Origin of the sequence: Paenibacillus hebaui (genome assembly GCF_051934385.1) — a bacterium.
Classification (GTDB): Bacteria; Bacillota; Bacilli; order Paenibacillales; family Paenibacillaceae; genus Paenibacillus.
In genome coordinates this window covers 5,085,002-5,108,902 of sequence record NZ_CP196836.1, presented here as the reverse complement: position 1 = coordinate 5,108,902, position 23,901 = coordinate 5,085,002, and the positions used below count along the sequence as shown (strand labels likewise).

Genomic DNA, 23,901 nt, shown 5'->3' with positions numbered 1-23,901 from the left:
TGGGCATTTATATAATTTTTCACTTTTTTCATACAATGGAGTGAGTTAGCTCACAGATACAGATTCATCCCGCTGTTATACTACAGTTAAGCCGACAAACTTTTATTTAAGCACCCCGGCGGACGTCTGATCAGGAAGATTCCTGAATAGACGTCCGCAAGGAGCGACTTCCGCAAGGAATCCGCTCACGGGGTGTTTCTTTTTTTATTTTCCTTTTTTCACAGTGTCAATTCGCCCAGATCTGAATACCATGAAAAGGTGATCAAGAGCAGATTCAGGGAGGCGTTGCGAAGTGGAAAAGGTGGAAGCAAAGAAACTATGTAAGGAACACATACATCGCTATGTGTGTGTTCAGATGAATGACGGTACGCATTATGATGGTATCATGGAGAACGTGGATGACGACATGATTTATCTGGCGGTTCCCGTTGGACCTGAAGCCATGGTACATCATGCAAATATGGGTCCAAATGCAATGCCGGGAGCCAACTATCCTTTAGCGCATACTCGCGGATTTTATCCGGGATACGGGTACCCTTCTCCCTATCCTTATTATGGATACGGCCGTAGACGCTTTAATCGGTTGGTGCTCCCGTTATTTGCGCTTACTGCGTTAACCTTGTTGCCGTACTATTGAAACGAGAAGTGTGAGGTTATCTATTCCTAAGCGTATTACTCATACAGCACATAAGCGCCTTCTACGTTAGCAAAATGCTGAAATTCAAAACGAATCATGCCTGTTCAGAAGCAAGCTTCTGCAAGGCATGATTCGTTTGAATCGACAGCTTTATTTTCGTTCATAAAGTCTTGTTCAATCTGTAATATCGCTCAAATGGTGTTTATTTCAATGCCATATGACTGGATAAGCTTCACCTAGGATTGGACGTGCGTTTTCACTTCTAGTATGATATAAAGGGAATACATACAGTCTTAATTCAAAGGAGGGTATGAACAATGGATTGCTTATTTTGCAAAATTGTAGAGGGCAGCATTCCCTCCAACAAAGTCCTAGAGAATGACCATGTTATTGTCTTTCATGACATCCAGCCCGCTGCACCAACACATGTTCTTGTCATTCCGAAGAAACATATTGCTTCCATGAATGAAGTTACTACAGAAGACCTGCCTCTGATCGGTGAGATTCATTTGGCTGCGCAGGAAGCGGCCAAGCGTCTTGGTGTGGAGGAAACAGGTTATCGGTTGATTAATAACTGTGGTAAAGATGGCGAACAAACCGTACATCATCTGCACTATCATTTGCTTGGTGGTACCAGACTCGGCGTGTTGACAAGTCTGTCTGATTCTCACAAATAATCGAGCAATGTGCTGATATTCAGGACTTATTCATATATATTAAAATCATGAATATGTGGCTAAAGCTCGCATAAATTAAATGATCATTACGTTGAGGTTGACACCTTTATTACCTTTCGCCTATAATGAAAGATGATGAACCGTGTTATTGCTCTTGGACGGTCTGGTCGGAGGGAGGGAAAACTGGTGTCTGAAACTAAAGTTCGCAAAAACGAGACTATTGATGCTGCACTTCGTCGCTTTAAACGTACCATCGCTAAAGATGGCGTATTGGCTGAGGTGAAGAAACGTAAGCATTATGAGAAGCCAAGCGTAAAGCGCAAGAAAAAGTCCGAGGCTGCTCGTAAGAGAAAGTTTTAGGAGGATTTTAACTACATGAATCTTAGCGAACGATTGAACGAAGATATGAAGCAAGCGATGAAGAGTAAGGACAAGTTCAGACTCTCCAACATTCGGTTGATTCGTTCGACGATCAAGAATCTTGAAATAGATTTGAAAAGAGCTTTGGATGACAACGAAGTGCTTGATATCCTGAGTCGTGAAATCAAACAGCGCAAAGATGCCCTCCAAGAATTTGACAAAGCGGGCCGTGAAGACCTCGCGGCAAATGCAAAAGCGGAAATTGATATACTCAGTCAGTACCTTCCCGCACAGCTTACCGAAGAAGAAATTAAAGTTATTGTACAGCAGACCATCCAGGAAACCGGTGCTTCTTCGAAAGCCGAGATGGGGAAAGTCATGGCGGCCCTTATGCCGAAAGTCAAAGGCAAAGCGGACGGCAAACTGGTAAATCAAACAGTTCAACAATTTCTGCAATAAAGCAAATCAATAAACACCTCCTGACTTGTCAGGGGGTGTTTTTTCCATTTTACGTTCTTTATATACTGTGCACCGTTTTTGATCGAAGTTTTTTTGTAAAGTACTCATGAGTCACTATTCAATAGTGGGTAGAAGTGTTCATGTAAGTTCACAAACTTTGCTTTTAAATGGTTAATATATATTATTATGGATTTTAAATCTTGCAATTGCTCCCGCTTTCAAATATAATTTTAAGATTTTGAAACGAAATGTTGCATTGCACGTAATAAATACCATAAGCTGGACAGTATAACAGTATTGGAAAAGGGGGGACTATTTGTGAAGGGAAAGCGCCGGAAGAAGCTTACGGGGCCATTGATGCTCATGATGCTGCTGACGCTGCTGCTTCCTGTCTGGATTGGATCGCCGTCAGCGCATGCAGCTGAGAATAAGAGCGGCGCCGTATATATCATTCCGGTCGATAAACCAATCGAGCAGGGACTTGGCAAGTTCATGGAACGTGGGTTTAAGGAAGCAGAAGAGATGGATGCAGGCCTGATCGTTCTCGATATCAATACGCCGGGAGGCCGTGTCGACACTGCAGAAGAACTAGGCACCTTGATTAAGGAAAGTCCTATTCAGACCGTTGCCTTTGTTCGCGGAGATGCTGCTTCAGCTGGAAGTTTTCTGGCACTGAATGCAGATAAGATCGTCATGTCGCCAGGTAGCATGATCGGTGCGGCAGCGATGGTTGACAGCACAGGTAAACATGTTGATGATCCGAAGCTTGTCGCATTCTGGAAAAGTAAAATGCAGGGAGCGGCAGAAAAAAGTGGTCGCGATGGCAAGATTGCTGCCGGAATGACGGATGTCAACATGGTCGTGGAGATGCCAGAGATCAATAAAACCAAGCAAAAAGGTGAGATTATTGCTCTCTCGGCCGAGGAAGCGCTGAAAGTCGGTTATGCGGACCACATCAGCAATACGCCGGAAGAAGCAGCAGCTTGGCTTGGCTACAGCCAGGATGATGTATTTAAGGTAGAACGAACGGCAGCAGAGAACATATCTACGTTTCTCACCAATCCTGTCGTCATGACGATATTGCTGTTCCTCGGAATAGCCGGTGTGATCATTGAATTGATTGTACCTGGATTCGGAGTGCCCGGTATTGTTGGTATTGTCTGTTTTGTACTGTATTTCTCAGGCAACTATATTGCTGGATTTGCCGGAGCGGAGACATGGGTATTATTTACGGTCGGACTCATTATGATGATACTGGAGATGTTTATCCCAAGTATGGGTATATTGGGGATACTAGGGTCAATTGCGCTTGTCGCCGGTGTTGTTCGAGCAGCTTATGACACCAGTGATGCGTTTGTATCTCTTGGTATAGCCTTTGGAGCAGCTCTGGTGGTTGTCGCCATTATTGCCTTTGTGTTTAAAGACAGGGGGATATGGAACAGGTTCATATTGAGCGATAAGTTATCTGCTGATCAAGGATATTCATCCGCAACAGAACGCAAAGAGCTTATTGGCATGCAAGGAATCAGTCTAACCCCACTTCGTCCTTCTGGAACAGCGATGTTCAACGGAGAGCGGATCGATGTAGTGTCGGATGGAGATTTCATCCCCGTGGATACCCCAATTATTGTCATCAAGGCGGAGGGAACCCGGATTGTCGTTCAGCAGACCTTGCCTGTTTAACCGCCCGTTATTTGCCGGAGTTCTAGGGCTTCGGCAAAATACATAACTCACTCTGCAGTGCTTTATGAAGAGTGAGGGACTGATTTTGATTCAGCAACAACGATGGTTTTGCATAAAGGCCATCATAATTTCAATTATAAAAATCAAACAACAATGGAGGAATTTTAACTATGGACCCAACGATTACAATTTTGCTCATTGCGGTACTGGCGATTATCGTATTGAGCGTATTCTTCAGCTTTTTCCCCGTCATGCTCTGGATCTCGGCAATTGCATCCGGTGTGCGTGTTAGTATTATTACACTGGTCGCGATGAGACTCAGACGTGTTACACCTAGCCGAATCGTAAATCCTATGATTAAAGCAACCAAAGCAGGTATTCAATTGACGATGAATCAACTGGAAAGTCACTTCCTGGCCGGTGGTAACGTTGACCGTGTGGTTAACGCTCTGATTGCTGCCCAGCGTGCAAACATTCCACTCGAATTTGAACGTGCTGCTGCGATTGACCTTGCTGGTCGTGACGTATTGCAGGCGGTTCAAATGAGTGTTAACCCGCGTGTTATCGAAACGCCAGTTGTATCTGCGGTGGCAAAAGATGGTATTGAAGTCAATGTTCGAGCAAGAATTACAGTTCGTGCGAATATCGATCGACTTGTCGGTGGTGCTGGTGAAGAGACGATCATTGCCCGTGTCGGTGAAGGGATCGTAAGTACCAACGGTTCAGCAGAAACGCATAAAGTGGTGTTGGAAAATCCGGATCTGATCTCTCGTACAGTCTTGTCCAAAGGACTGGATTCTGGAACTGCCTTTGAGATCCTGTCCATTGATATTGCGGACGTGGATATCGGTAAAAATATTGGTGCATTCCTGCAAACCGAGCAGGCAGAAGCTGACAAGCGAATTGCTCAGGCGAAAGCAGAAGAGCGTCGTGCGATGGCTGTAGCCCAGGAACAAGAGATGAAAGCGCGCGTTGTGGAAATGAGAGCGCGTGTTGTTGAGGCAGAATCAGCAGTACCACTTGCAATGGCAGAGGCTTTACGTAGTGGTAAGATCGGTGTTATGGATTACATGAACCTGAAAAATATTGAAGCGGATACTCAAATGCGTAATACACTGGGAAAACCTGTTGAAGGTTCGAGTTCCAACGATCAGGGTGATTCCAAAAACGGAAGATAGGCGGTGAGTGCATATGGGCCTATTTGAATGGATTTTTGATAATCTGTATATTGTAGCCGTTATCGGCTTTATGCTCTTCTCCTTTTTGGGGAAGGCGGCCAAATCGGCTGATCCGAACAAAAAGCGCCCTGGCAACGGGATGCCAACCTTCGGAGGCAGTGGTGATTCAGACCGGTCCGATCGTTCACCAGCGCAGACCTCAAGGCAGCAACCTGCCCCCACCGAGACTGCAGGTGGAACTCGTTACGATGAACCGTATGAGAATCCGTATGATGAAGACCGGTATGAGAACCCGTATGATGAAAAACGTTATGAAAGTGAACAGCATGATGATCGTTATGATCAACCGTATTCGGAGCCTGCTGAGTCTTCTCGCACAAGCTCGCTTGAGCAACAAATGAAAGAAGTGGAACGACAGGAGCGTTTGATTCAACAGAGGTTAAATCGCTTCTCTTCTGCGAATAAACCTGTTGTGTCTGATTCCAGTTGGGATATACCCGGCACAGGTGAACCGGAAGTGTCTCCACTTCGACCTGAAGATATTCGTACAGGTGTATTATGGGCAGAAGTGCTGGGTTCCCCCCGGTCCAAGCAACCGTTTGGTACAAGAGGGAAACTGTAACAAGCTGAGTAATTGGACGGGAATAGAGCCGTCTCTGGTGAGCAAAAGTCGCCGGAGACGGCTTTTTTGTGTTTCTTACTTTTTTATCAACATTCGTAGCTAACACGCCCCGGAATTTTCATAAATTCATGAATCTGCGCATAAGTTGAACTGTAGAGGAAGGGGGAAGACCTTCGAATGACCCGGATCAGCCGCAAGCTGCGCAGATGGACCAGTGAAGTCTTGGATCTGCCGCAGGATGTGCTTTATGATATGCCACGGTTAACCCTGATTGGCAGTAAGCAATTGTATATAGAGAATCATCGTGGTGTCATCCATTTCACACCGGATCGCATCGTTCTCGCATTGTCACAAGGACAGTTGGAAATAAAAGGGGTTGGTCTGGTGATACGTAACATTTTGCCGGATGAAGTGGCTGTTGAAGGAACGATTTTGGATATTCACATGAATGGAGTGGAGGGGAACGGATGAAGCAGCCCAGTCTGTACAAACTGCGCGGAGCAGTCCGAATCACGGTCACTGGGGGGAATATTGAAGCGTTGATCAACATGGTGGCTGAGCAGGGACTGGAAGTATGGAACCTGCGTGCCCACGATGGACGCCAGGCAGAGATGAACATTCTGCTGCCGCATTTTTTCAGGCTGCGTCCTTTGCTGAAACGGACAGGCTGCCGGGTGAAAGTGACACATCGGAGTGGTTTTCCTTTTTTTGCAGCCCGATTACTAAGAAGGAAGTTCTTTCTGGGGGGCATGTTGTTTTTTGTGGCCGCATTGTTTGCATTGTCATCGATGGTTTGGAATGTTGAGGTTAAAGGTAATGTGACCCTTCCGACTGACGAGGTGCTTGCAGCAGCCAAGAAGGAGGGCATTTATCCCTTCCAATGGGGATTTCGGCTCCAGAGCCAGGACAAGCTCTCCAGACAGCTCGCATTGGCTTTGCCGGACGCTACGTGGATTGGGGTGAGTAAAGAGGGGACAACCATCACCATTCAGGTCGTGGAGTCGGCACAGCCCAAGCGTGAACCGCTGCTGAACCCCAGACATCTGGTCAGTAAATCGGATGCTGTGATCACTCAAATTTATGCGGAACAGGGGCGTCCTGTTGTTCAGAAGGACATGCGTGTCAAGAAGGGGCAGGTATTGATTTCAGGTATTCTGGGGGATGAAGAGAACACAAAGACAATCGTGGCCAAAGGTGAAGTGCGAGGTCTCGTGTGGCGTGAATATCAGGTGGAAGTACCCCTTGTGCAGAAACATAGCACGATGACAGGAGAGAGCAAGGAGCGTTTTTACATTGTATTGGGTAAATGGGCCATACAGCTCTGGGGATACGGAAATACACCTTTCAGTTCGTTTGATACCGAGAGCAATCACAAGCCACTGACCTGGCGTTCCTTTACGCTCCCGATGGGCTGGTTGACAGAGAAAGATATGGAGACCCGTGAACATGAGGAGCAACAGACGATAGATTGGGCCAAAATGAGAGGATTGGAAGGCGCAAGAAACGATATTATCGCCAAAAACGGCAAAGGAACAAAAATTATAAGTGAAAAAATTTTGCATGAGAAGAAAGAGAATGGTAAAGTTTATATGAAAGTATTATTTGAAGTCGAAGAAAGCATTGCGGAAGAACTTCCGCTAGTCCATAGTCAAGGAGAATGAGGATATTTGTCAGAGCAAACACGCAGCATACAAATCTCCCTCCAGAGTGCGGGAGAGGGTCAATCTCTTTTTGGACCCCAAGATACTTTTCTGAAATTGATTGAATCCGAGATTCCCGCCCAGATTGCCTCCCGTGAAGCGGAGATTGTGATTTTTGGCAATGCACAGCATGTGGAATCGCTTGAACAATTATTTGATGTGTTACTGCAATTGATACGCAATGGATATGTGTTAACCGAAAGGGATGTCAAGTATGCCATTGAACTTGCCAAGGAATTGCGTGCAGATCAGCTCCTGGATCTGTTCAAGGGCGAGATCACCACGACATACCGCGGCAAACCGATTCGTGTTAAAACCATTGGACAGAAGCACTATGTAACTACAATTAAAAAACGTGATATTGTATTTGGTATTGGCCCTGCGGGTACCGGTAAAACCTATCTTGCTGTTGTATTGGCTGTTGCTGCACTCAAGGAAGGCAGCGTCAAAAAAATCGTGCTCACAAGACCTGCCGTTGAAGCAGGAGAGAGTCTTGGGTTCTTGCCCGGTGATCTTCAGGAGAAGGTAGATCCTTATTTGCGGCCACTGTACGATGCCCTGTATGACGTTATGGGACAGGAACAGACGGCCAAGGCTTTGGAGCGTGGTTTAATCGAAATTGCGCCACTTGCCTATATGCGTGGACGTACACTGGACGATTCGTTCATCATTTTGGATGAAGCCCAGAATACAACTCCGGAACAGATGAAGATGTTTCTGACCCGTCTTGGTTTTGGTTCTAAAATGGTCATTACCGGAGACGTGACGCAAATTGATTTGCCGCGCGGCAAAAAGTCCGGGCTTGTGGAAGCAAATACGATACTGGGTGAAGTTAACGAGATTGGATTTGTTTATTTTGCCGAGGAAGATGTTGTACGGCATTCCCTTGTCCAGAAAATTATCGTTGCCTATAACCACGCCGCAGAAAATCAAGCATAGAAAGGGATTGTCTCGATGACCTCGAAGGAACTGTCAAAAGGCAAATCTTTTCAGAATAGAGCTACAGGATGGAAGTATAGCGTGTGGGCACGCTATCTTCTGTTTTTGTTTATGGTGATTCTCTTCTACGTGGGCCTTGCTTCCAAACTGCTCCCTGAGCGGTATGATATTCAGGAAGGCACACGGAGTGAAGTGGATATTGCTGCGCCCATGCAGATTCCGAATAACAAGGCCACACTGAAGGCGCAGGAAGAAGCTGCTGAACGTGTTCAGCCGATGTTTCAGATTGTGCAGATGCGGAATGAAAATTTGATGACGACTTTGCTTGACCGTGTCGATCGCCTGAATCAGGATGACCAGATTTCAAGTCAGGACAAAATTGAGATCTATCGCGCAGAAATTCCGCAACGCCAGAAGGATTTTGTGTCCAATTTTATCAACAACAACCGGAAAGCGAGTACATACTCCGAAACGCTCTTGGAAGAGATTCGAAATGTGGTACAGGAGCAAAGCTACCGTATCCCGGATGAGACGTACATCAAAATCTCTCGTCTAACTTCAGATAATATTCAGGAGATGAAGTCGGTTGCCCGGGATATCGTCTCAAGGCTGATGACAGATCAGATCAGCGATGCTTCAACGGCGCGTGCCAAAGTGGCCGAAATGGTGAGTGTTAGCTCCCTTAGCAAACGTACACAGCGTGAGGTGGTGCAGGAGCTGGCTCGTCTTGTGGTGACATCTAACCGCTTCTATGACGAAGAGGGCACGAAGGAAGCCAAGGTGCAGGCACGTGAGAACACTCAGACTGTATTTATCAACCAAGGGGATACACTGGTTGCCAAAGGTGAAATGATTACCCCGGAGATGTACGCTCTTCTCGGTGAGAATGACTTATTAAAAAACGAAGTGAACTACTGGCCGCAGCTTGGACTTCTCATGCTGTCTTGTCTGCTGACGGCAGCAATTCTGATGTATATTCAGCAATGCAGCGGAACGCACTTCAAATATAATAATGCACAGTTGCTGATGCTTGTTCTCATATTCATTATTACGATCGTGGTCATGCAATTGACGGCAATCATTCAGACCAATGAGAGATGGTATGTCGGTTTCCTTGCGCCTGTTGCAGTAGGGGCAATGTTAATTGCATTGTTGCTGGATACGTCGCTTGCCTTTGTCTGTTCGATCATTATCGGCATGTTGTCGAGCATTATCTTAAATACCCATCAGGGTCAGATCTTTGATTTTGAGCTTGGTTTTTTCGCAGTTTTGGTATCGTTTGTGGCGATCTTCGCTACACATCGGGCAAGTCAGCGTTCGACGATTCTGAAAGGTGCCATTATGGTCTGTCTGTTCGGGTCGATTGCCGTCTTTACGCTGGCACTTATAGACTCGGGGGACTGGAACCGAACGACAACACTGTATGGAGTTGGGTTTGCATTTGCCGGAGGCATACTGACTGCCATACTGGTCATTGGTCTCATGCCGTTTTTTGAAACTGCGTTTGGGATTTTATCCGCATTGAAACTGGTGGAACTGTCCAATCCCAATCACCCGCTCCTACGCAAATTGCTAACGGAGACACCGGGAACGTATCATCACAGTGTGATGGTAGGAAACTTGTCGGAAGCAGCGGCAGAGGCAATCGGTGCGAATGGTCTACTCTGTCGTGTAGGTTCGTATTACCATGATATTGGCAAGACCAAGAGACCGATTTATTTTATTGAGAATCAGAACAATATGGAGAATCCACATGATTCAATCGATCCTAAGTTAAGCAAATCCATTATTGTTGCACACGCGCGGGATGGTGTGGAAATGCAGAAGGACTACAAGATGCCGAGGCCAATTCGAGACATTGCCGAGCAGCATCACGGAACAACCTTCCTCCATTATTTCTATCACAAAGCGCTGCGTCAGGCTGAGGAAGCAGGAGTGGAACCAGATTTTACGGAAGAGGATTTCCGTTATCCGGGTCCAAAGGCTCAGTCCAAAGAGTCAGCTATTGTTGGAATTGCTGATAGTGTTGAAGCCGCTGTCCGTTCCTTGCGCAAGCCTACAGTAGAGCAAGTGGAGTCCATGATCGAGAAAATTATTAAAGGGCGCTTGGATGACCATCAATTCAACGACTGTGATCTCACGATGCGCGAACTGGACATTGTAGCCAAGACGCTTAAAGAAACAGTCATGGGCATATTCCACTCCAGAATAGAATACCCCGAGGAAATGAAGAAACCGAAACCAACTTCGCCCGAAGCGGGTTGATTCGTTAATATGAGCAGACAGGAGTATGAATGGAATGAGTCTTAACCTGGCATGGAATAATGAACAACAGGATAAAGAAATTACGGAACCGATGATTGCAATGCTGGAGCAGTTGCTGAACCTTGCTGGAGAAGCAGAAGGCGTTGCGGATGGGGAAGTTGCCCTAACTTTTGTAGATGATGAACAGATCCACGAGTTGAACCGTGATTATCGCGGTATCGACCGTCCTACAGACGTATTGTCCTTTGCGATGAACGAGTCTGTAGACGAGGAACTGGATATTATCTACGAGCTGGACGAGGATGAAGAGATGGAAGAAATGCCGGATGTTCTAGGGGATATTATTATCTCCGTTCCACGGACGATCCTTCAAAGTGAAGAATATGGACATTCATTTGAACGTGAGCTTGGGTTCTTGTTTGTCCATGGGTTCTTGCATTTGCTTGGATATGATCATCAGGATGAAACGAGTGAAGCAGAGATGATGGGCAAACAGGAAGCTGTATTGGCTCAGGCCGGGTTGACACGATAATGAAAAGGCGCTCCTGGGGACTGGTTTTCCGCAATGCAGCGGAAGGAATCGCATACGGGTTGCGGACTCAGAGAAATGTGAGGGTTCATACAGGAGTAGCCATCTTCATGTGCGCAGCCGGATTTTTTTTCAGCATCTCAAGAACAGACTGGATGTTTGTTCTGACGGCCGTCTTTCTGGTTCTTGTCACGGAGTTGATGAATACAGCAGTGGAAGCTGCTGTGGATCTGGCCCATCCGCATATACATCCGCTGGCAAAAGCAGCGAAGGACACGGCAGCTGGAGCGGTTTTGCTGGCTGCGGTGTTCGCTGTCATTATCGGTTGTATTGTTTTTATAAGGCCAGTGTTGAGCTGGCTGGGTTTGTTTGGATATTGTTTTTGATTTTAATATTACACGCAATTGTATAGTTACTTGATGCAAACACGTAACGGAGAGGTCAGAAGAAACCTGAAGAAACGAAGTGTGCGCCTTTATCCCCGGATTTTCACTTTGAAAAAGTGAATCATAAAAATCTGGGGATAACAGCGCTCGGAAGGTTGTTCTGGCAGCGGAGTGTCCAGTGTAAATGCACTAGTTAACTTTATAATACACCTCAGAGGAGAGTATAATTATGGATTATGGTTTGTTGATGCAAGAAGCAATTAAGGCACGTACGAAAGCGTACATCCCTTATTCCCATTTTGGTGTAGGCGCGGCTCTGCTTGACAGTGAAGGACATGTGCACCATGGTTGTAACGTTGAGAATGCTGCGTATACACCAGGCAACTGTGCTGAACGTACGGCATTGTTCAGTGCCATTGCAGGTGGACAACAGCCTCGCAGTTTCAAGGCGATTGCCATTGTGGCCGACACAGATGAACCAATATCACCATGCGGGGTGTGTCGTCAGGTCATGTTTGAACTGTGTGAACCTGATATGAAAGTTATTTTAGGTAACATGAAGGGTGATCTGCGTGAGACCACCGTTGCTGAGCTGCTGCCAGGTGCTTTTGGGCCATCTGATCTAAATTCTGCCAAATAATAAAATAATACATTCCAGGCCTAGGCGCCTGAGGAGGAACATATGAAAAAACAAGCATACAAATCGGGCTTTGTAGCCATTATCGGACGTCCCAACGTAGGTAAATCCACACTGATGAATCAGGTCATTGGCCAGAAAATTGCCATTATGTCGGACAAGCCACAAACGACCCGTAACAAAATTCATGGTGTGTATACATCGGAACATCAACAAATCGTTTTTCTAGACACACCAGGGATTCACAAACGTCAGTCCAAGCTTGGCGATTATATGAACCAGACCGCTTTGAACACGCTTGGAGAAGTGGAGGCAGCGCTGTTTCTGATAGACGCTTCGGAAGGTATGGGTGGCGGAGATCGCTATATTGCTGAGCAGCTGAAAAATATCCGTACGCCTGTCATTCTTGTCATGAACAAAATGGATAAAATTGAGCCGGAAGCTCTGCTGCCACTCATTGAGGAATATCGCAAGCTGCACAATTTTGCCGAGATCGTTCCGGTATCAGCCAAGCTCGGTAGTAATGTCAGCACATTGCTGGAGCAGCTCGGCAAGTATTTGCCAGAAGGTCCACAGTACTATCCGGAAGACCAGGTTACTGACCATCCAGAGCAGTTTGTATGTGCAGAGTTGATCCGTGAGAAGATCCTACAGATGACTCGTGAAGAAGTGCCACACTCCATTGCCGTAACGATTGAGGATATGAAAGTACAGGATAACGGTGTCGTTTATATCTCAGCCGTTATTTTTGTGGAGCGCGATTCGCAAAAAGGCATTATTATTGGGAAGCAGGGTGCCCTCCTCAAAGAAGTGGGTAAACGAGCTCGACATGACATTCAAAACCTGCTCGGCTCCAAAATTTTCATGGATCTGTGGGTTAAAGTGAAAAAAGACTGGAGAAATCAGGATCGAGTTCTGCGTGACCTTGGCTTTGGCCGCGACTCATAATCGGGTTGTATCCAGTAATTGCAACACATAGTTTACCTTGCAAGACTCCATCCTATCTTGTAGATGCAGACGTCATTTCCGAAGAGAGGATGAAATTCCGATGCGAGATTTTTCGTGGAAGGTTTTTGCGATGACGGGGGATGTGGAATCCTACCTGTTATATACCGAGGCGTGTAGCTCGTTAGGGCAGGAGTCGGATACTGCAAGGGAAGTGATTGAAGATGAAGAAGCCGAGGGTTAATTGGCTAATTCGGGAATGGTTAGGTGACGAGGCATGCTATACAGGGTGGAAGGGATTGTCATCCGCAGCATGGACTACGGTGAGGGAAACAAAATCATTACGCTTTGCACCGAAAGCGGCGGGAAAGTAGGCGTACTCGTTCGCGGTGCCAAAAAGCCCAAAAGCCGACATGCTGCACTGGTGCAGCCATTTACGTATGGTCAATATGTATATTTTCGAAATACGGGACTGGGAACATTAAACGCAGGTGAGATCATTGAATCCTATCATGAACTGCGAGAGGATCTGGTCAAGGCCTCATACGCATCTTATGCTTGTGAACTGTTGGATCGTGTGTTGCAGGATGAAGAGACAGGTACATTTTGGTACAAGCAGTTAAAGGCCTGTCTTCAGGCATTGAAGGAGAAGAAAGACCCTGTTGTCATTACAAGTCTGTACGAAATGAAAATTTTACAGGCTGCTGGTTATGGCCCGCAGCTTGATGATTGCATTTCTTGTGGTCACGAGCGACCGGATGAACAACTGTTCATTAGTCCAAGGCTCGGAGGAGTCCTTTGTCGTGCTTGTAAACACTTTGATCCTCCAGCGATGTCCGTGAGTCCGAAGGCATTGAAGTTATTGCGTTTGTTTACACAGCTGGATCTGCAACGATTGGGAAATATATCGGTAAGTGAAGGTACGCGGGATGAGATTAAAAAAATCATGCGGGCCTTTATGGATCATCAGCTAGGCTTGAATCTCAAATCCCGTTCTTTTCTCGATCAGATGGAAAAGTACGGGATTTGAGCCGTTTGTTGTGAAACGGAAAATAGTTCTTGACTTCGTACTTATTTTTATATAATATGAACTATAATTTCTCTTTTAGAGACATGCATTGAACGAGAAAGTAGGAGATATGATTTATTACATTCAGGAGAAGAAGAGGTCACAAGACCTTGACCAATCATGATTATGAATGAGCGAACTGGGGATGGTGGAAGCCCGGCTAAATCAATCTTTGAAACGGCACTCGGGAGCATGAATGGACACGGAAAAGTGGGCTTGAATGAATAGGGTTTCCTGTTCATATCTAAGCCAAGTAGGGTGGAACCGCGGGAATAGCTCTCGTCCCTACGTCTGTACATCAGGCGTAGGGCGGGGGCTCTTTATTGTATGCACCGTTCTAGGCTTGCAAATATACCACTGAAGAGGAGCATGATTATGAATTTTCAGCAGATGATTCTAACGCTGCAACAATTCTGGGCCGAGCATAACTGTATTATTGTTCAGCCTTATGACACGGAAAAAGGGGCAGGTACGATGAACCCGATGACCTTTTTGCGTTCGCTTGGACCCGAGCCATGGAAAGTAGCTTATGTAGAGCCTTCCCGCCGTCCTTCAGATGGACGTTATGGCGAGAACCCGAACCGTCTCTACCAGCATCATCAATTCCAGGTCATCATTAAGCCTTCTCCAGATAACATTCAGGAAATCTACCTGGAAAGTCTGAAACGTCTGGGTATCGATCCGCTCAAACATGATATTCGATTTGTTGAAGATAACTGGGAGAATCCTTCTTTGGGCTGTGCAGGTCTTGGATGGGAAGTATGGTTGGACGGCATGGAAATTACGCAATTTACGTATTTCCAACAAGTTGGCGGAATCGAGACGAATCCGGTAGCTGTGGAAATTACGTATGGTATGGAGCGTCTTGCTTCCTACATTCAGGAAAAAGAAAATGTGTTTGATCTGGAATGGGTTGAAGGAATCACGTATGGTGATGTATTCCGTCAGCCTGAATTCGAACACTCCAAATATACGTTTGAAGTATCCGATGTTAAGATGTTGTTCACCCTCTTCAACATGCACGAAGAAGAAGCGAATAAAGCGATGGCACAGCATCTTGTTTTCCCGGCTTATGACTATGTATTGAAATGTTCACACACCTTCAACCTGCTTGATGCTCGTGGAGCCATTAGTGTAACAGAACGTACTGGTTACATAACTCGTGTTCGTAATCTGGCTCGTCAAGTGGCCGCGACATATATGGAAGAGCGTGAGAAGCTTGGCTTCCCGCTGATTAAGAAAGGGGGAGCCGAGCATGTCTAAGGATCTGTTATTTGAAATTGGTCTGGAAGAGGTGCCTGCACGCTTTATGCGCGCAGCGATTGAACAGCTGCAGGATCGTATCGTGAAATGGTTGGATGCGTCTCGTATTGCTCATGGTGAAGTGAATGCCTATGCAACGCCGCGCCGATTGGCTGTTTTGATTCAGGGTGTTGCGGAGAAGCAGGAAGATGTGGAGGAAGAAGTAAAGGGTCCATCCCGTAAAATCGCACAAGACGAAAGTGGTAACTGGAGTAAAGCAGCACTTGGGTTTGCCCGTAGTCAAGGTGTTGAACCGGACCAGTTCACATTCAAGGAACTGAGCGGTGTGGAATATATCTATGCAACCAAGAGTAGCAAGGGCGTAGAAACATCTGCTGTGATTGGTCAAGGTTTGCTGGCTGTACTGCATGCGATGACATTCCCGAAATTTATGCGCTGGGCTTCGTATGATTTCAAATTCGTGCGTCCAATTCGCTGGATTGTCGCGCTGTTTGGCAGTGATGTTATTGAGTTGGAAGTTGCAGGGGTGAAATCAGGTAATGTCACACGTGGACATCGTTTCCTCGGTAAAGAGACGGTTATTACCAATCCCGCATCTTATGTGGAAGTGCTTCGTGCTGAACATGTCATTGCTGATGTCAAAGAACGTGAGCAGATGATTGTCTCCCAGATTCAGGCTTTGGCTGCCGAGAAGAAATGGGATATTGCCATCAAGCAAGATCTGCTTGAGGAAGTATTGTTCCTGGTTGAGACACCAACGGTGCTATTTGGAACGTTCGATTCTTCTTTTTTGAATATTCCTCAAGAGGTTCTGATTACTTCGATGCGTGAACATCAACGTTATTTCCCTGTGCTTGACAGTGAGGGACAATTATTGCCATACTTCGTAACGGTTCGTAACGGTGGCGCCGATTCACTTGATGTCATCGCGAAAGGAAACGAAAAAGTACTGCGTGCACGTCTATCTGATGCCAAGTTCTTCTACGAAGAAGATCAGAAGCTGGAAATTAAGGACTCCTTATCGAAGCTGGAGAGCATTGTCTTCCAGGAAGAACTGGGTACGGTTGGAGATAAGGTGCGTCGTATTCGCAAAATTGCGGATGGTCTAGCTGCTAAACTGCAAGTATCTGCCAATGTGGCTGAATCGGTTAGTCGATCTGCTGATATTTGCAAATTCGATTTGGTTACACTTATGGTGGGAGAATTCCCGGAACTTCAAGGTGTTATGGGGGAAGACTATGCCCGTAAAGCTGGTGAAAAAGAAGAAGTGGCAAAAGCTGTTTTTGAACATTACCAGCCACGCTTCGCTGGGGATGCCTCTCCTGCTTCGCTCGTCGGTGCCATTGTGAGTGCTGCGGATAAGATGGATACCATTGTTGGTTGTTTCTCGATCAACATCATTCCAACAGGATCTCAGGATCCTTACGCACTGCGCCGTCAGGCAGCAGGTATTGTACAAATTTTGCTGGATCACAATCTTCCACTTGCCTTGTCTGATGTATTCGGCATTGCACTTCAAGTGCATGCCCAGATGAACTTGCTGAAACGTTCAGATGAAGAGGTACGTAAGGATTTGCAAGACTTCTTCGGTCTTCGTGTGAAGAAATTGTTGTCAGAAACCGTTCGTTATGACGTGGTAGATGCTGTGATTTCTTCCGGATTTAACGATATTAGCGCCGTGGTTCCAAAAGGTGATGCATTGATGGCAGCTGTTCAGACTGGCGATGCCTTCAAAACAACAGTCGAATCCTTTAACCGTGTGGGTAATCTGGCTGCCAAAGCATCCAATGCTTCGGTACATCCGGAGTTATTCACAGAAGAAGGAGAACGACAGCTACACGAGTCTTGGAGTAAAACGAATGCAGAATATCGTCTTGCATTGTCACAGCACGCAGCTTCGGAAGCGCTGGCGATTGCATCTGCGTGGAAAGAAGCCATTACCGTATTCTTCGATTCGGTGATGGTTATGGCTGAAGACGAAGCTGTTCGGGCGAACCGTCTGGCCCTGCTTGCAGCCATTGACCGTGATCTGAAAGCATTTGCTGATTTCTCCAAGTTGGTCTGGTAGTCAAGGCTGTATGTTGAGTGACGTTGGACAGATCCGGGGCAAAGCATAAATTCAGTATTAAAGAAGGATATATGAGGGTATAAATATACGGAACGGGTTGTGAAATGTATTATTAACAGCCGTTCCGTTTTTATCCTTTGATTTCCATTTGATCCGCCAGAAGGATTTTGCCTGGCTGGGGTCGTATATTACAATATGCAGCTATTTTATGAAGCCGGGTGGTTTGGGTTTGAGTGAGTTGAATGTACGCCATGTTGTTGTAGATGGTGATGCTTGCCCGGTCAAGGCCGAGATTGCAGAAACAGCACTTCGTTTTAAAACGCCCGTATTGCTGGTCTCTTCATTTGACCATTTGCTTCAGGGCGGAGAAGGAGTGCGCACCATTCAGGTGGATCGAAGTGATCAGAGTGCAGACCTTTACATTGCCAATCACATTAAGCCATATGATGTGGTCATTACACAAGATTATGGATTGGCGGCACTCGCACTCGGCAAACGTTGTTATGTTTTATCATTTCGTGGTCGTGAATTTAACGATCGTGACATTGATTTCATGCTGGATTCTCGTCATACTGCGGCTAAAGCACGAAAAAGAGGCCATTACGGAAAGGGCCCAAAGCCTTTCACAGAGCAGGATCGGGAAAATTTTCAACATAAACTGACAAAACTTTTGAAAGATTTGCAGGAGAATGTGTAAGTTTATCGAATTATATTTACGTGTTAAAGAGATGAAGGTGGACCGAGATGAGTACCGGACAAGGCGGTATACCCGAAAGTATTATTGAATCGGTGTTACAGCAGAATGATATCGTCGATACGGTAAGCCGATTTGTGCATCTGACCAAACAGGGGAAATATATGAAAGGCCTCTGCCCTTTTCATTCCGAGAAGACGCCTTCGTTTACAGTGACGCCTGAAAAACAAATTTTCTATTGCTACGGTTGCGGCACGGGTGGAAATGCCATCAAATTCAGGATGGAGATCGAAGGGTTATCCTTTCCCGAGGCTGTCAAGACGATGGCGGAAGAAAGCCACATTTCAATGGGGGACTGGCAAGGGCGCGAATCTGCTCATGTTAATCCAGAGACTGAACGACTATTGGAGGCATATGAGCTTACCGCGAAGCTGTATCATTTCTTATTGAAAAATACAGAGCATGGCAAAGCGGCTATGGAATATCTACGCTCACGCGGCTTCAGCGACAAGCTGATTGACCAGTTTCAGATTGGCTATGCGCCAAATCGCTGGGATACAATAGTGCAATTTCTGGAGAAGCGTAACTTTCCGCTTGAAGAGATGGAGAAGGGCGGGCTTCTGTCGCAGCGGAACGAAGGTCAGGGATATGTTGACCGATTCCGTGACAGGGTGATGTTTCCGATTAATGGCAGGAGTGGGAAGCCGATTGCATTTGCAGGTCGCATTTTGGGGGATGGGCAGCCGAAGTACTTAAATTCACCGGAAACCCGGTTATTTAACAAAAGCCGTGTTCTCTACAATCTGCATCATGCCAAAAATGCAATCCGCAAACAAAGACAGGCCATATTGTTCGAAGGCTACGGTGACGTTATCTCCGCTTGGGATCAGGAGATTCAGAATGGTGTAGCGGCAATGGGTACCGCACTCACTGAGAATCAAGCTTTGATGCTTAAAGGGATGTGTGACGAAGTCATTGTATGTTATGACGGTGACCGGGCCGGACAGGCTGCAGCACTCAAAAACTTCCCCATTCTTGAGGAAGCAGGGTTGCAGGTCAGGATTGCTCTGATTCCTGAGGGACTTGACCCGGATGATTTTATCCGCAAGCACGGTGGCGAACGGTTCCGTAACCAGATTGTGGATGGTGCCGTAACGACTACAAAATTTAAGCTTATAAACCTCAAAAAAAACCATATACTGCTAGAAGGTGGAGGACAGATCGCCTATTCCAAAGAAGCGGTGAAACTGATTGCCCCTTTATCTTCGCCTACAGAACGGGAAGTCTATCTTCGTGAACTGGCTGCGGAAGTGGATGTTTCGTTTGAAACACTGAAGCAGGAGTGTAATGAAGAACGAGAGGCTATGAAAAATAACCTCCAGTATGGGGATAATAACTCGAGAAGGTGGAATAATGGTAGGCAACAAAATAGGCAGGTACCTACACCCAATCTGTTGCCAGCATACCACTCTGCTGAACGCAAACTGCTCGCATGGATGCTTCAGGATGAAGAGGCTGCCCAGTACGTGAATGAGCATCTTGGTGAAGCTTTTAACTTGGATGATCATGCAGCTATTGCTGCTTATCTATATGCCTATTATGCGCAGGGCAAACCGTCGGATACCAGTCGTTTTATGTCTTCACTGCATGATGACCGCCTGGAAAAGACGGTCAGTTCAATCTCGATGATGGATGGTCCAGGTGATTGGAGCATTCAAATGCTCGACGATTGCATCAGGGAAGTGCTGAAATATCCGCGTAAGAAAGAGTACGATTTGAAAAAAGAAGAAATGATTGCTGCAGAGCGGGCAGGTGATTCTGTACGCGCGGCACAAATTGCAATTGAAATGATTGCCCTAGAGAGACAGTGAACGTCTAAATATTGGATGTTTCTAGGGAGAAGGGAGTCGAATTATGGCGAATGATCAGCATACTGAACTAGAAACAGAATTGACGCTGGATCAGGTTAAAGATCAGTTGATTGAATCAGGTAAGAAAAGAGCTTCGCTGAATTACAAGGAAATTATAGAGAAACTCTCCCCGTTTGAGCAGGATGCAGAACAGATGGATGAGTTCTATGAGCAACTGAGTGACCTGGGCATTGATGTTGTTAACGAAAACAATGAAGAGGTTACACTTCGCCCTAGTGAAGATTCCGAGAACAGCAACACTAGAGAGGGAGAAGACAGCGAATTCCACTTTGATGATGATCTGAGCTTGCCACCAGGTATCAAAATCAATGACCCTGTTCGGATGTATCTCAAAGAAATCGGTCGTGTACCCTTGTTGTCTGCGGATGACGAAGTACAACTGGCCAAACGGATTGAAAACGGGGATGAAGAAGCGAAACGCCGTCTGGCTGAGGCTAACCTGCGACTCGTTGTCAGTATCGCCAAGCGTTATGTTGGACGTGGGATGTTGTTCCTCGATTTGATTCAGGAAGGTAATATGGGTCTGATCAAGGCGGTTGAGAAGTTCGACCACAAAAAAGGTTACAAGTTCAGTACGTACGCCACATGGTGGATTCGCCAAGCGATCACTCGTGCTATTGCTGACCAAGCGCGGACTATTCGTATCCCGGTGCATATGGTGGAAACCATTAACAAGCTGATTCGGGTATCCCGTCAGCTGTTACAGGAACTTGGTCGCGAACCGACACCGGAAGAAATTGCTGCTGAGATGGATCTGAGTGTGGAGAAAGTTCGTGAGATTACGAAGATCGCTCAAGAACCGGTTTCCCTGGAAACACCGATCGGTGAGGAAGATGATTCCCATCTGGGTGATTTTATCGAGGATCAGGAAGCACTTGCTCCAGCCGATGCAGCTGCGTATGAATTGCTGAAAGAACAGCTCGAAGATGTTCTTGATACATTGACTGAGCGTGAAGAGAACGTGCTTCGTCTTCGTTTCGGTCTGGACGATGGACGGACAAGAACGCTGGAAGAAGTGGGCAAGGTATTTGGTGTTACGCGCGAGCGTATTCGTCAGATCGAAGCCAAGGCTCTTCGTAAATTGCGTCACCCGAGCCGTAGTAAACGACTCAAAGATTTCCTCGAATAGTAGAATGATGGGAGACTTTCCGCAAGACGCTTAAGCGGCGGCGGGGTCTCCTTTATTTTTAATTTTAACGTCTTGATTTCTTGGTTTTGGAAATTCATCCTTGAAATGTTTGATTGGATTTTATTTTATCGCTTTTCTTTGTTCAATGCAAATCAATAAATTAAATGAATGGTGTAGGTGCTCCATGAAACTTTCGAATCGATTACAACGAATACATGATCAAATCCCTGACGGCAGCCGTCTGGCAGACATTGGTTCAGACCACGCATTACTTCCAGTAGCGGCAGTCCGTAGCGGGAAAGCGGCGAGCGCGATAGCCGGAGAAGTTAACCCGGGCCCTTATGATGCTGCATGCAAACAGGTAAATGATGCGGGCCTGACGGAGCAAGTTACTGTACGCCGTGGAGACGGTCTGGATGTCATTTCTGCAGGAGAAGTTGACGTCATTACCATTGCGGGTATGGGTGGAGCATTGATTGCCTCCATTCTGGATCGAGGCCTGTCCAAACTGAAAGAGGTTAAATTGCTTATTTTGCAACCTAATGTGGGTGAGGATATTCTCAGACGCTGGCTGCTGGAACACCACTGGGTGGTCGTAGCTGAACAATTGCTTGAAGAAGATGGCAAGATCTACGAGATCATCACAGCGATGCCGCAAGCACTGAGTCCGATTGCCAATGAGGAAGTGTATATGGCACGTCCGCTTGAAGGTGGAGTGGAATTGACGCCAGATTTGCTGCTTCGCATGGGGCCCTATTTAATCGACCGTCCAAGCGATGTGTTCTTTGCCAAATGGGAGAGTGAGATTGTAAAACTGCAAGGTGTTGTACAATCCATCTCCAAGTCTGATCAAGAATCTTCCCGGGATAAGGCGGCTGAAGTGGAACGTCTTATCGTGAACTTGAAGGAGGTATTGTCATGTTTGCCAAAGGTCAAACTGTAATCCAAATGATGGAGCAACTCGCTCCCAAACATCTGGCTGTACCGGATGATCGCATTGGTCTGCAACTGGGCAGCCTGCAAAAGGAGATAAGTCACGTACTTATTGCGCTGGATGTTACCGATGAAGTTGTGGACGAGGCGATTCGTATTGGTGCCAATCTGATTATTGCCCACCATGCAATCATGTTCCGTCCAGTAAAATCATTAAATACCGATACACCTATGGGGAAATTGTATGAGAAGCTGATCAAGCATGATATTGCTGTGTATATTAGTCATACCAACCTGGATGTGGCTGAGGGTGGCATGAACGATTGGATGGCTGATGCGATCGGGATTGAGAGCAAGGAATCGCTCGAAGACGTACATACAGATCATCTGTATAAGCTGGCTGTATTTGTACCTCGGACGCATCATGAACAGGTGCTGCAGGCGATCCTGGAAGCGGGAGCAGGAAGCATTGGTCAATACAACAAGTGCAGCTTCAATACGGAAGGCACAGGTACCTTTGTACCGGGAGAAGGGACACAGCCTTTTATCGGTACACAAGGACAGATGGAGCGCGTAGAGGAAATGCGGATTGAGACCATTGTACCGCAAAGCCTGCGCAGCCAAGTCGTTCAAGCCATGCTTAAGGCTCATCCGTATGAGGAAGTAGCCTACGACCTGTATGCAATGGATTTAAAAGGCCGTACGCTCGGTCTGGGGCGCTTGGGACCCCTTAAGGAACCAAAGACACTCGGTGAGCTGGTAGAGGTCGTGAAGGCCCAATTGGATGTGCCTTACGTTCGTGTTGTAGGAGATCTGAACAAGCAGATCAAAAAGGCAGCGGTTCTTGGTGGCTCTGGCAGCCGTTATGCCCTTACAGCCCGCTTTAAAGGTGCTGATGTTATTGTGACCGGGGATATCGATTATCACACCGCTCATGATGCGTTGATGGCAGGCATGTGTATCATCGACCCTGGACATAATTCCGAGAAGATCATGAAACCGAAAACAGCCGATTGGCTTCGTTCCCGTTTGGAAGATAAACGATATGATACGCAGGTTACTGCCTCTGAGGTAAATACGGAAGTATTCCAGTTTCTATAAAAGGACCGGGGATACGCGATTCCCAGTAATATTAAGCTTGTGTGGAAACCCGAATGCCTGTATACTATGTAATGTTGTTCGGAAAGCTTGACAGACAATCGCTGGTGGCCTTTGTTGCCACGAGAGGAAAGTCCGGGCTCCACAGGGCAGGATGCTGGATAACGTCCAGTCAGCGCGAGTTGAAGGATAGTGCCACAGAAATGGACCGCCGATGGCCGGATTTTCCGGCACAGGCAAGGATGGAACCGAGGTGTAAGAGACCCCGAGGAACGCTGGTGACTTCGTTCCTGGTAAACCCCATCTGGAGCAAGACCTAATGGGACACAGTCGCCTCTTCGGAGGAGGCAGCCTTAGCCCGAGGTGTGTCTAGGTTGGTCGCTTGAGCTGTGCAGCAATGTATGGCCTAGATAGATGATTGTCGCTTGTGGTGGGAGGGTAGTTCCCGTATGAACCACGAAGAGCACAGAACCCGGCTTACGGTAAGCTTTCCTAACTACAACACAACCGTATTACAAGTGTAGTCCACTATCAGTCGAGGACAACCAGAGTAATTGAGCCTGATGGCCTGACTGATCAGAAGGACACGATCACACCCAAATTTAGCATAAGCATAGTTCCTGTGTATCACAGGTCATATAAATACGGCGACAGAATCCGAACTTCTCGGATCTGTCGCCGTATTTTTGTTGTTTCTAT

General features: G+C 46.5%; 24 protein-coding genes and 1 other RNA gene. All 25 read left to right on the top strand.

Annotated features, from left to right (window positions below; all coding sequences use genetic code 11):
• The first annotated feature begins 292 nt into the window (after positions 1 to 292).
• The 25 genes from ACR32F_RS23235 to rnpB all read left to right on the top strand — a co-directional run bounded on the left by ACR32F_RS23235 (position 293) and on the right by rnpB (position 23,697).
• Positions 293 to 637 carry a hypothetical protein gene (locus ACR32F_RS23235; RefSeq protein WP_440111181.1) on the top strand — a complete coding sequence of 115 codons (345 nt, stop codon included), beginning with the start codon at positions 293 to 295 and terminating at the stop codon, positions 635 to 637.
• Positions 638 to 954: 317 nt separating this feature from the next.
• On the top strand, positions 955 to 1,314 hold the full coding sequence (locus tag ACR32F_RS23230; RefSeq protein WP_090998086.1) for a histidine triad nucleotide-binding protein: 360 nt from the start codon (positions 955 to 957) through the stop codon (positions 1,312 to 1,314).
• Positions 1,315 to 1,500: 186 nt separating this feature from the next.
• Complete coding sequence (rpsU, locus tag ACR32F_RS23225) at positions 1,501 to 1,674, top strand: 30S ribosomal protein S21 (protein ID WP_028597065.1); 174 nt, start codon at positions 1,501 to 1,503, stop codon at positions 1,672 to 1,674.
• Between the two features lie 15 nt (positions 1,675 to 1,689).
• Entirely contained in the window at positions 1,690 to 2,133 is a 444-nt protein-coding gene (locus ACR32F_RS23220; RefSeq protein ID WP_440111178.1) for a GatB/YqeY domain-containing protein, read from the top strand.
• Positions 2,134 to 2,490: 357 nt separating this feature from the next.
• Complete coding sequence (locus tag ACR32F_RS23215; RefSeq protein WP_440119993.1) at positions 2,491 to 3,816, top strand: NfeD family protein; 1,326 nt, start codon at positions 2,491 to 2,493, stop codon at positions 3,814 to 3,816.
• Positions 3,817 to 3,986: 170 nt separating this feature from the next.
• Positions 3,987 to 4,994 carry a flotillin-like protein FloA gene (floA, locus tag ACR32F_RS23210; RefSeq protein WP_440111176.1) on the top strand — a complete coding sequence of 336 codons (1,008 nt, stop codon included), beginning with the start codon at positions 3,987 to 3,989 and terminating at the stop codon, positions 4,992 to 4,994.
• A 13-nt stretch (positions 4,995 to 5,007) separates the two neighbouring features.
• Positions 5,008 to 5,616, top strand: a complete 609-nt coding sequence (locus tag ACR32F_RS23205) for a hypothetical protein (RefSeq protein WP_440111175.1) — start codon at positions 5,008 to 5,010, stop codon at positions 5,614 to 5,616.
• A gap of 177 nt (positions 5,617 to 5,793) precedes the next feature.
• The gene (gene yqfC / locus ACR32F_RS23200) at positions 5,794 to 6,087 is read left to right on the top strand and encodes a sporulation protein YqfC (RefSeq protein ID WP_440111173.1); all 294 of its coding nucleotides are present in this window, start codon (positions 5,794 to 5,796) and stop codon (positions 6,085 to 6,087) included.
• Positions 6,084 to 7,277 (top strand): sporulation protein YqfD, encoded by a 1,194-nt coding sequence (gene yqfD, locus ACR32F_RS23195; protein ID WP_440111171.1) that lies wholly within the window; start codon positions 6,084 to 6,086, stop codon positions 7,275 to 7,277. Before yqfC ends, yqfD begins: the two co-directional genes overlap by 4 nt.
• Before the next feature lie 6 nt (positions 7,278 to 7,283).
• Positions 7,284 to 8,255, top strand: a complete 972-nt coding sequence (locus ACR32F_RS23190) for a PhoH family protein (RefSeq protein WP_440111169.1) — start codon at positions 7,284 to 7,286, stop codon at positions 8,253 to 8,255.
• A gap of 15 nt (positions 8,256 to 8,270) precedes the next feature.
• Positions 8,271 to 10,520 (top strand): HD family phosphohydrolase, encoded by a 2,250-nt coding sequence (locus ACR32F_RS23185; RefSeq protein ID WP_440111167.1) that lies wholly within the window; start codon positions 8,271 to 8,273, stop codon positions 10,518 to 10,520.
• A gap of 34 nt (positions 10,521 to 10,554) precedes the next feature.
• Positions 10,555 to 11,052 (top strand): rRNA maturation RNase YbeY, encoded by a 498-nt coding sequence (ybeY, locus tag ACR32F_RS23180; protein WP_440111165.1) that lies wholly within the window; start codon positions 10,555 to 10,557, stop codon positions 11,050 to 11,052.
• Entirely contained in the window at positions 11,052 to 11,435 is a 384-nt protein-coding gene (locus tag ACR32F_RS23175; RefSeq protein ID WP_440111163.1) for a diacylglycerol kinase family protein, read from the top strand. The genes ybeY and ACR32F_RS23175 overlap by 1 nt, the downstream gene beginning before the upstream one ends.
• 229 nt (positions 11,436 to 11,664) lie before the next feature.
• On the top strand, positions 11,665 to 12,075 hold the full coding sequence (locus ACR32F_RS23170) for a cytidine deaminase (protein WP_440111161.1): 411 nt from the start codon (positions 11,665 to 11,667) through the stop codon (positions 12,073 to 12,075).
• A gap of 42 nt (positions 12,076 to 12,117) precedes the next feature.
• Complete coding sequence (gene era, locus ACR32F_RS23165) at positions 12,118 to 13,020, top strand: GTPase Era (RefSeq protein ID WP_440111159.1); 903 nt, start codon at positions 12,118 to 12,120, stop codon at positions 13,018 to 13,020.
• A 100-nt stretch (positions 13,021 to 13,120) separates the two neighbouring features.
• Entirely contained in the window at positions 13,121 to 13,261 is a 141-nt protein-coding gene (locus ACR32F_RS23160) for a YqzL family protein (protein WP_440111157.1), read from the top strand.
• A 33-nt stretch (positions 13,262 to 13,294) separates the two neighbouring features.
• Complete coding sequence (gene recO / locus ACR32F_RS23155; RefSeq protein WP_440111155.1) at positions 13,295 to 14,047, top strand: DNA repair protein RecO; 753 nt, start codon at positions 13,295 to 13,297, stop codon at positions 14,045 to 14,047.
• A 414-nt stretch (positions 14,048 to 14,461) separates the two neighbouring features.
• Positions 14,462 to 15,349, top strand: a complete 888-nt coding sequence (gene glyQ, locus ACR32F_RS23150; RefSeq protein ID WP_145323243.1) for a glycine--tRNA ligase subunit alpha — start codon at positions 14,462 to 14,464, stop codon at positions 15,347 to 15,349.
• Positions 15,342 to 17,417: a glycine--tRNA ligase subunit beta gene (gene glyS / locus ACR32F_RS23145; RefSeq protein ID WP_440111153.1), complete on the top strand. Its 2,076-nt coding sequence runs from the start codon at positions 15,342 to 15,344 to the stop codon at positions 17,415 to 17,417. The genes glyQ and glyS overlap by 8 nt, the downstream gene beginning before the upstream one ends.
• A 229-nt stretch (positions 17,418 to 17,646) precedes the next feature.
• Positions 17,647 to 18,114, top strand: coding sequence for a YaiI/YqxD family protein (locus tag ACR32F_RS23140; protein ID WP_440111151.1), 468 nt, complete (start codon positions 17,647 to 17,649; stop codon positions 18,112 to 18,114).
• A 47-nt stretch (positions 18,115 to 18,161) separates the two neighbouring features.
• A complete protein-coding gene (gene dnaG / locus ACR32F_RS23135) occupies positions 18,162 to 19,982 on the top strand; it encodes a DNA primase (protein ID WP_440111149.1) in 1,821 nt (606 codons plus the stop codon).
• Between the two features lie 43 nt (positions 19,983 to 20,025).
• Complete coding sequence (gene rpoD / locus ACR32F_RS23130; protein WP_440111147.1) at positions 20,026 to 21,171, top strand: RNA polymerase sigma factor RpoD; 1,146 nt, start codon at positions 20,026 to 20,028, stop codon at positions 21,169 to 21,171.
• Positions 21,172 to 21,355: 184 nt separating this feature from the next.
• Positions 21,356 to 22,114, top strand: coding sequence for a tRNA (adenine(22)-N(1))-methyltransferase (locus ACR32F_RS23125; RefSeq protein ID WP_440111145.1), 759 nt, complete (start codon positions 21,356 to 21,358; stop codon positions 22,112 to 22,114).
• Positions 22,090 to 23,205, top strand: coding sequence for a Nif3-like dinuclear metal center hexameric protein (locus tag ACR32F_RS23120; protein ID WP_440111143.1), 1,116 nt, complete (start codon positions 22,090 to 22,092; stop codon positions 23,203 to 23,205). Before ACR32F_RS23125 ends, ACR32F_RS23120 begins: the two co-directional genes overlap by 25 nt.
• An 82-nt stretch (positions 23,206 to 23,287) precedes the next feature.
• Positions 23,288 to 23,697: RNase P RNA component class A (gene rnpB, locus ACR32F_RS23115), an RNA gene on the top strand.
• Positions 23,698 to 23,901 lie beyond the last annotated feature (204 nt).

Coding starts and splice junctions, on each gene's coding strand:
- yqfD (WP_440111171.1), top strand. CDS start 6,084: ATGAAGCAGCCCAGTCTGTACAAACTGCGCGGAGCAGTCCGAATCACG.
- era (WP_440111159.1), top strand. CDS start 12,118: ATGAAAAAACAAGCATACAAATCGGGCTTTGTAGCCATTATCGGACGT.
- ACR32F_RS23125 (WP_440111145.1), top strand. CDS start 21,356: ATGAAACTTTCGAATCGATTACAACGAATACATGATCAAATCCCTGAC.
- ybeY (WP_440111165.1), top strand. CDS start 10,555: ATGAGTCTTAACCTGGCATGGAATAATGAACAACAGGATAAAGAAATT.
- ACR32F_RS23120 (WP_440111143.1), top strand. CDS start 22,090: ATGTTTGCCAAAGGTCAAACTGTAATCCAAATGATGGAGCAACTCGCT.
- floA (WP_440111176.1), top strand. CDS start 3,987: ATGGACCCAACGATTACAATTTTGCTCATTGCGGTACTGGCGATTATC.
- glyQ (WP_145323243.1), top strand. CDS start 14,462: ATGAATTTTCAGCAGATGATTCTAACGCTGCAACAATTCTGGGCCGAG.
- ACR32F_RS23220 (WP_440111178.1), top strand. CDS start 1,690: ATGAATCTTAGCGAACGATTGAACGAAGATATGAAGCAAGCGATGAAG.
- rpoD (WP_440111147.1), top strand. CDS start 20,026: ATGGCGAATGATCAGCATACTGAACTAGAAACAGAATTGACGCTGGAT.
- ACR32F_RS23185 (WP_440111167.1), top strand. CDS start 8,271: ATGACCTCGAAGGAACTGTCAAAAGGCAAATCTTTTCAGAATAGAGCT.
- recO (WP_440111155.1), top strand. CDS start 13,295: ATGCTATACAGGGTGGAAGGGATTGTCATCCGCAGCATGGACTACGGT.
- dnaG (WP_440111149.1), top strand. CDS start 18,162: ATGAGTACCGGACAAGGCGGTATACCCGAAAGTATTATTGAATCGGTG.
- yqfC (WP_440111173.1), top strand. CDS start 5,794: ATGACCCGGATCAGCCGCAAGCTGCGCAGATGGACCAGTGAAGTCTTG.
- ACR32F_RS23160 (WP_440111157.1), top strand. CDS start 13,121: ATGCGAGATTTTTCGTGGAAGGTTTTTGCGATGACGGGGGATGTGGAA.
- ACR32F_RS23175 (WP_440111163.1), top strand. CDS start 11,052: ATGAAAAGGCGCTCCTGGGGACTGGTTTTCCGCAATGCAGCGGAAGGA.
- glyS (WP_440111153.1), top strand. CDS start 15,342: ATGTCTAAGGATCTGTTATTTGAAATTGGTCTGGAAGAGGTGCCTGCA.
- ACR32F_RS23230 (WP_090998086.1), top strand. CDS start 955: ATGGATTGCTTATTTTGCAAAATTGTAGAGGGCAGCATTCCCTCCAAC.
- ACR32F_RS23205 (WP_440111175.1), top strand. CDS start 5,008: ATGGGCCTATTTGAATGGATTTTTGATAATCTGTATATTGTAGCCGTT.
- ACR32F_RS23215 (WP_440119993.1), top strand. CDS start 2,491: ATGCTCATGATGCTGCTGACGCTGCTGCTTCCTGTCTGGATTGGATCG.
- ACR32F_RS23170 (WP_440111161.1), top strand. CDS start 11,665: ATGGATTATGGTTTGTTGATGCAAGAAGCAATTAAGGCACGTACGAAA.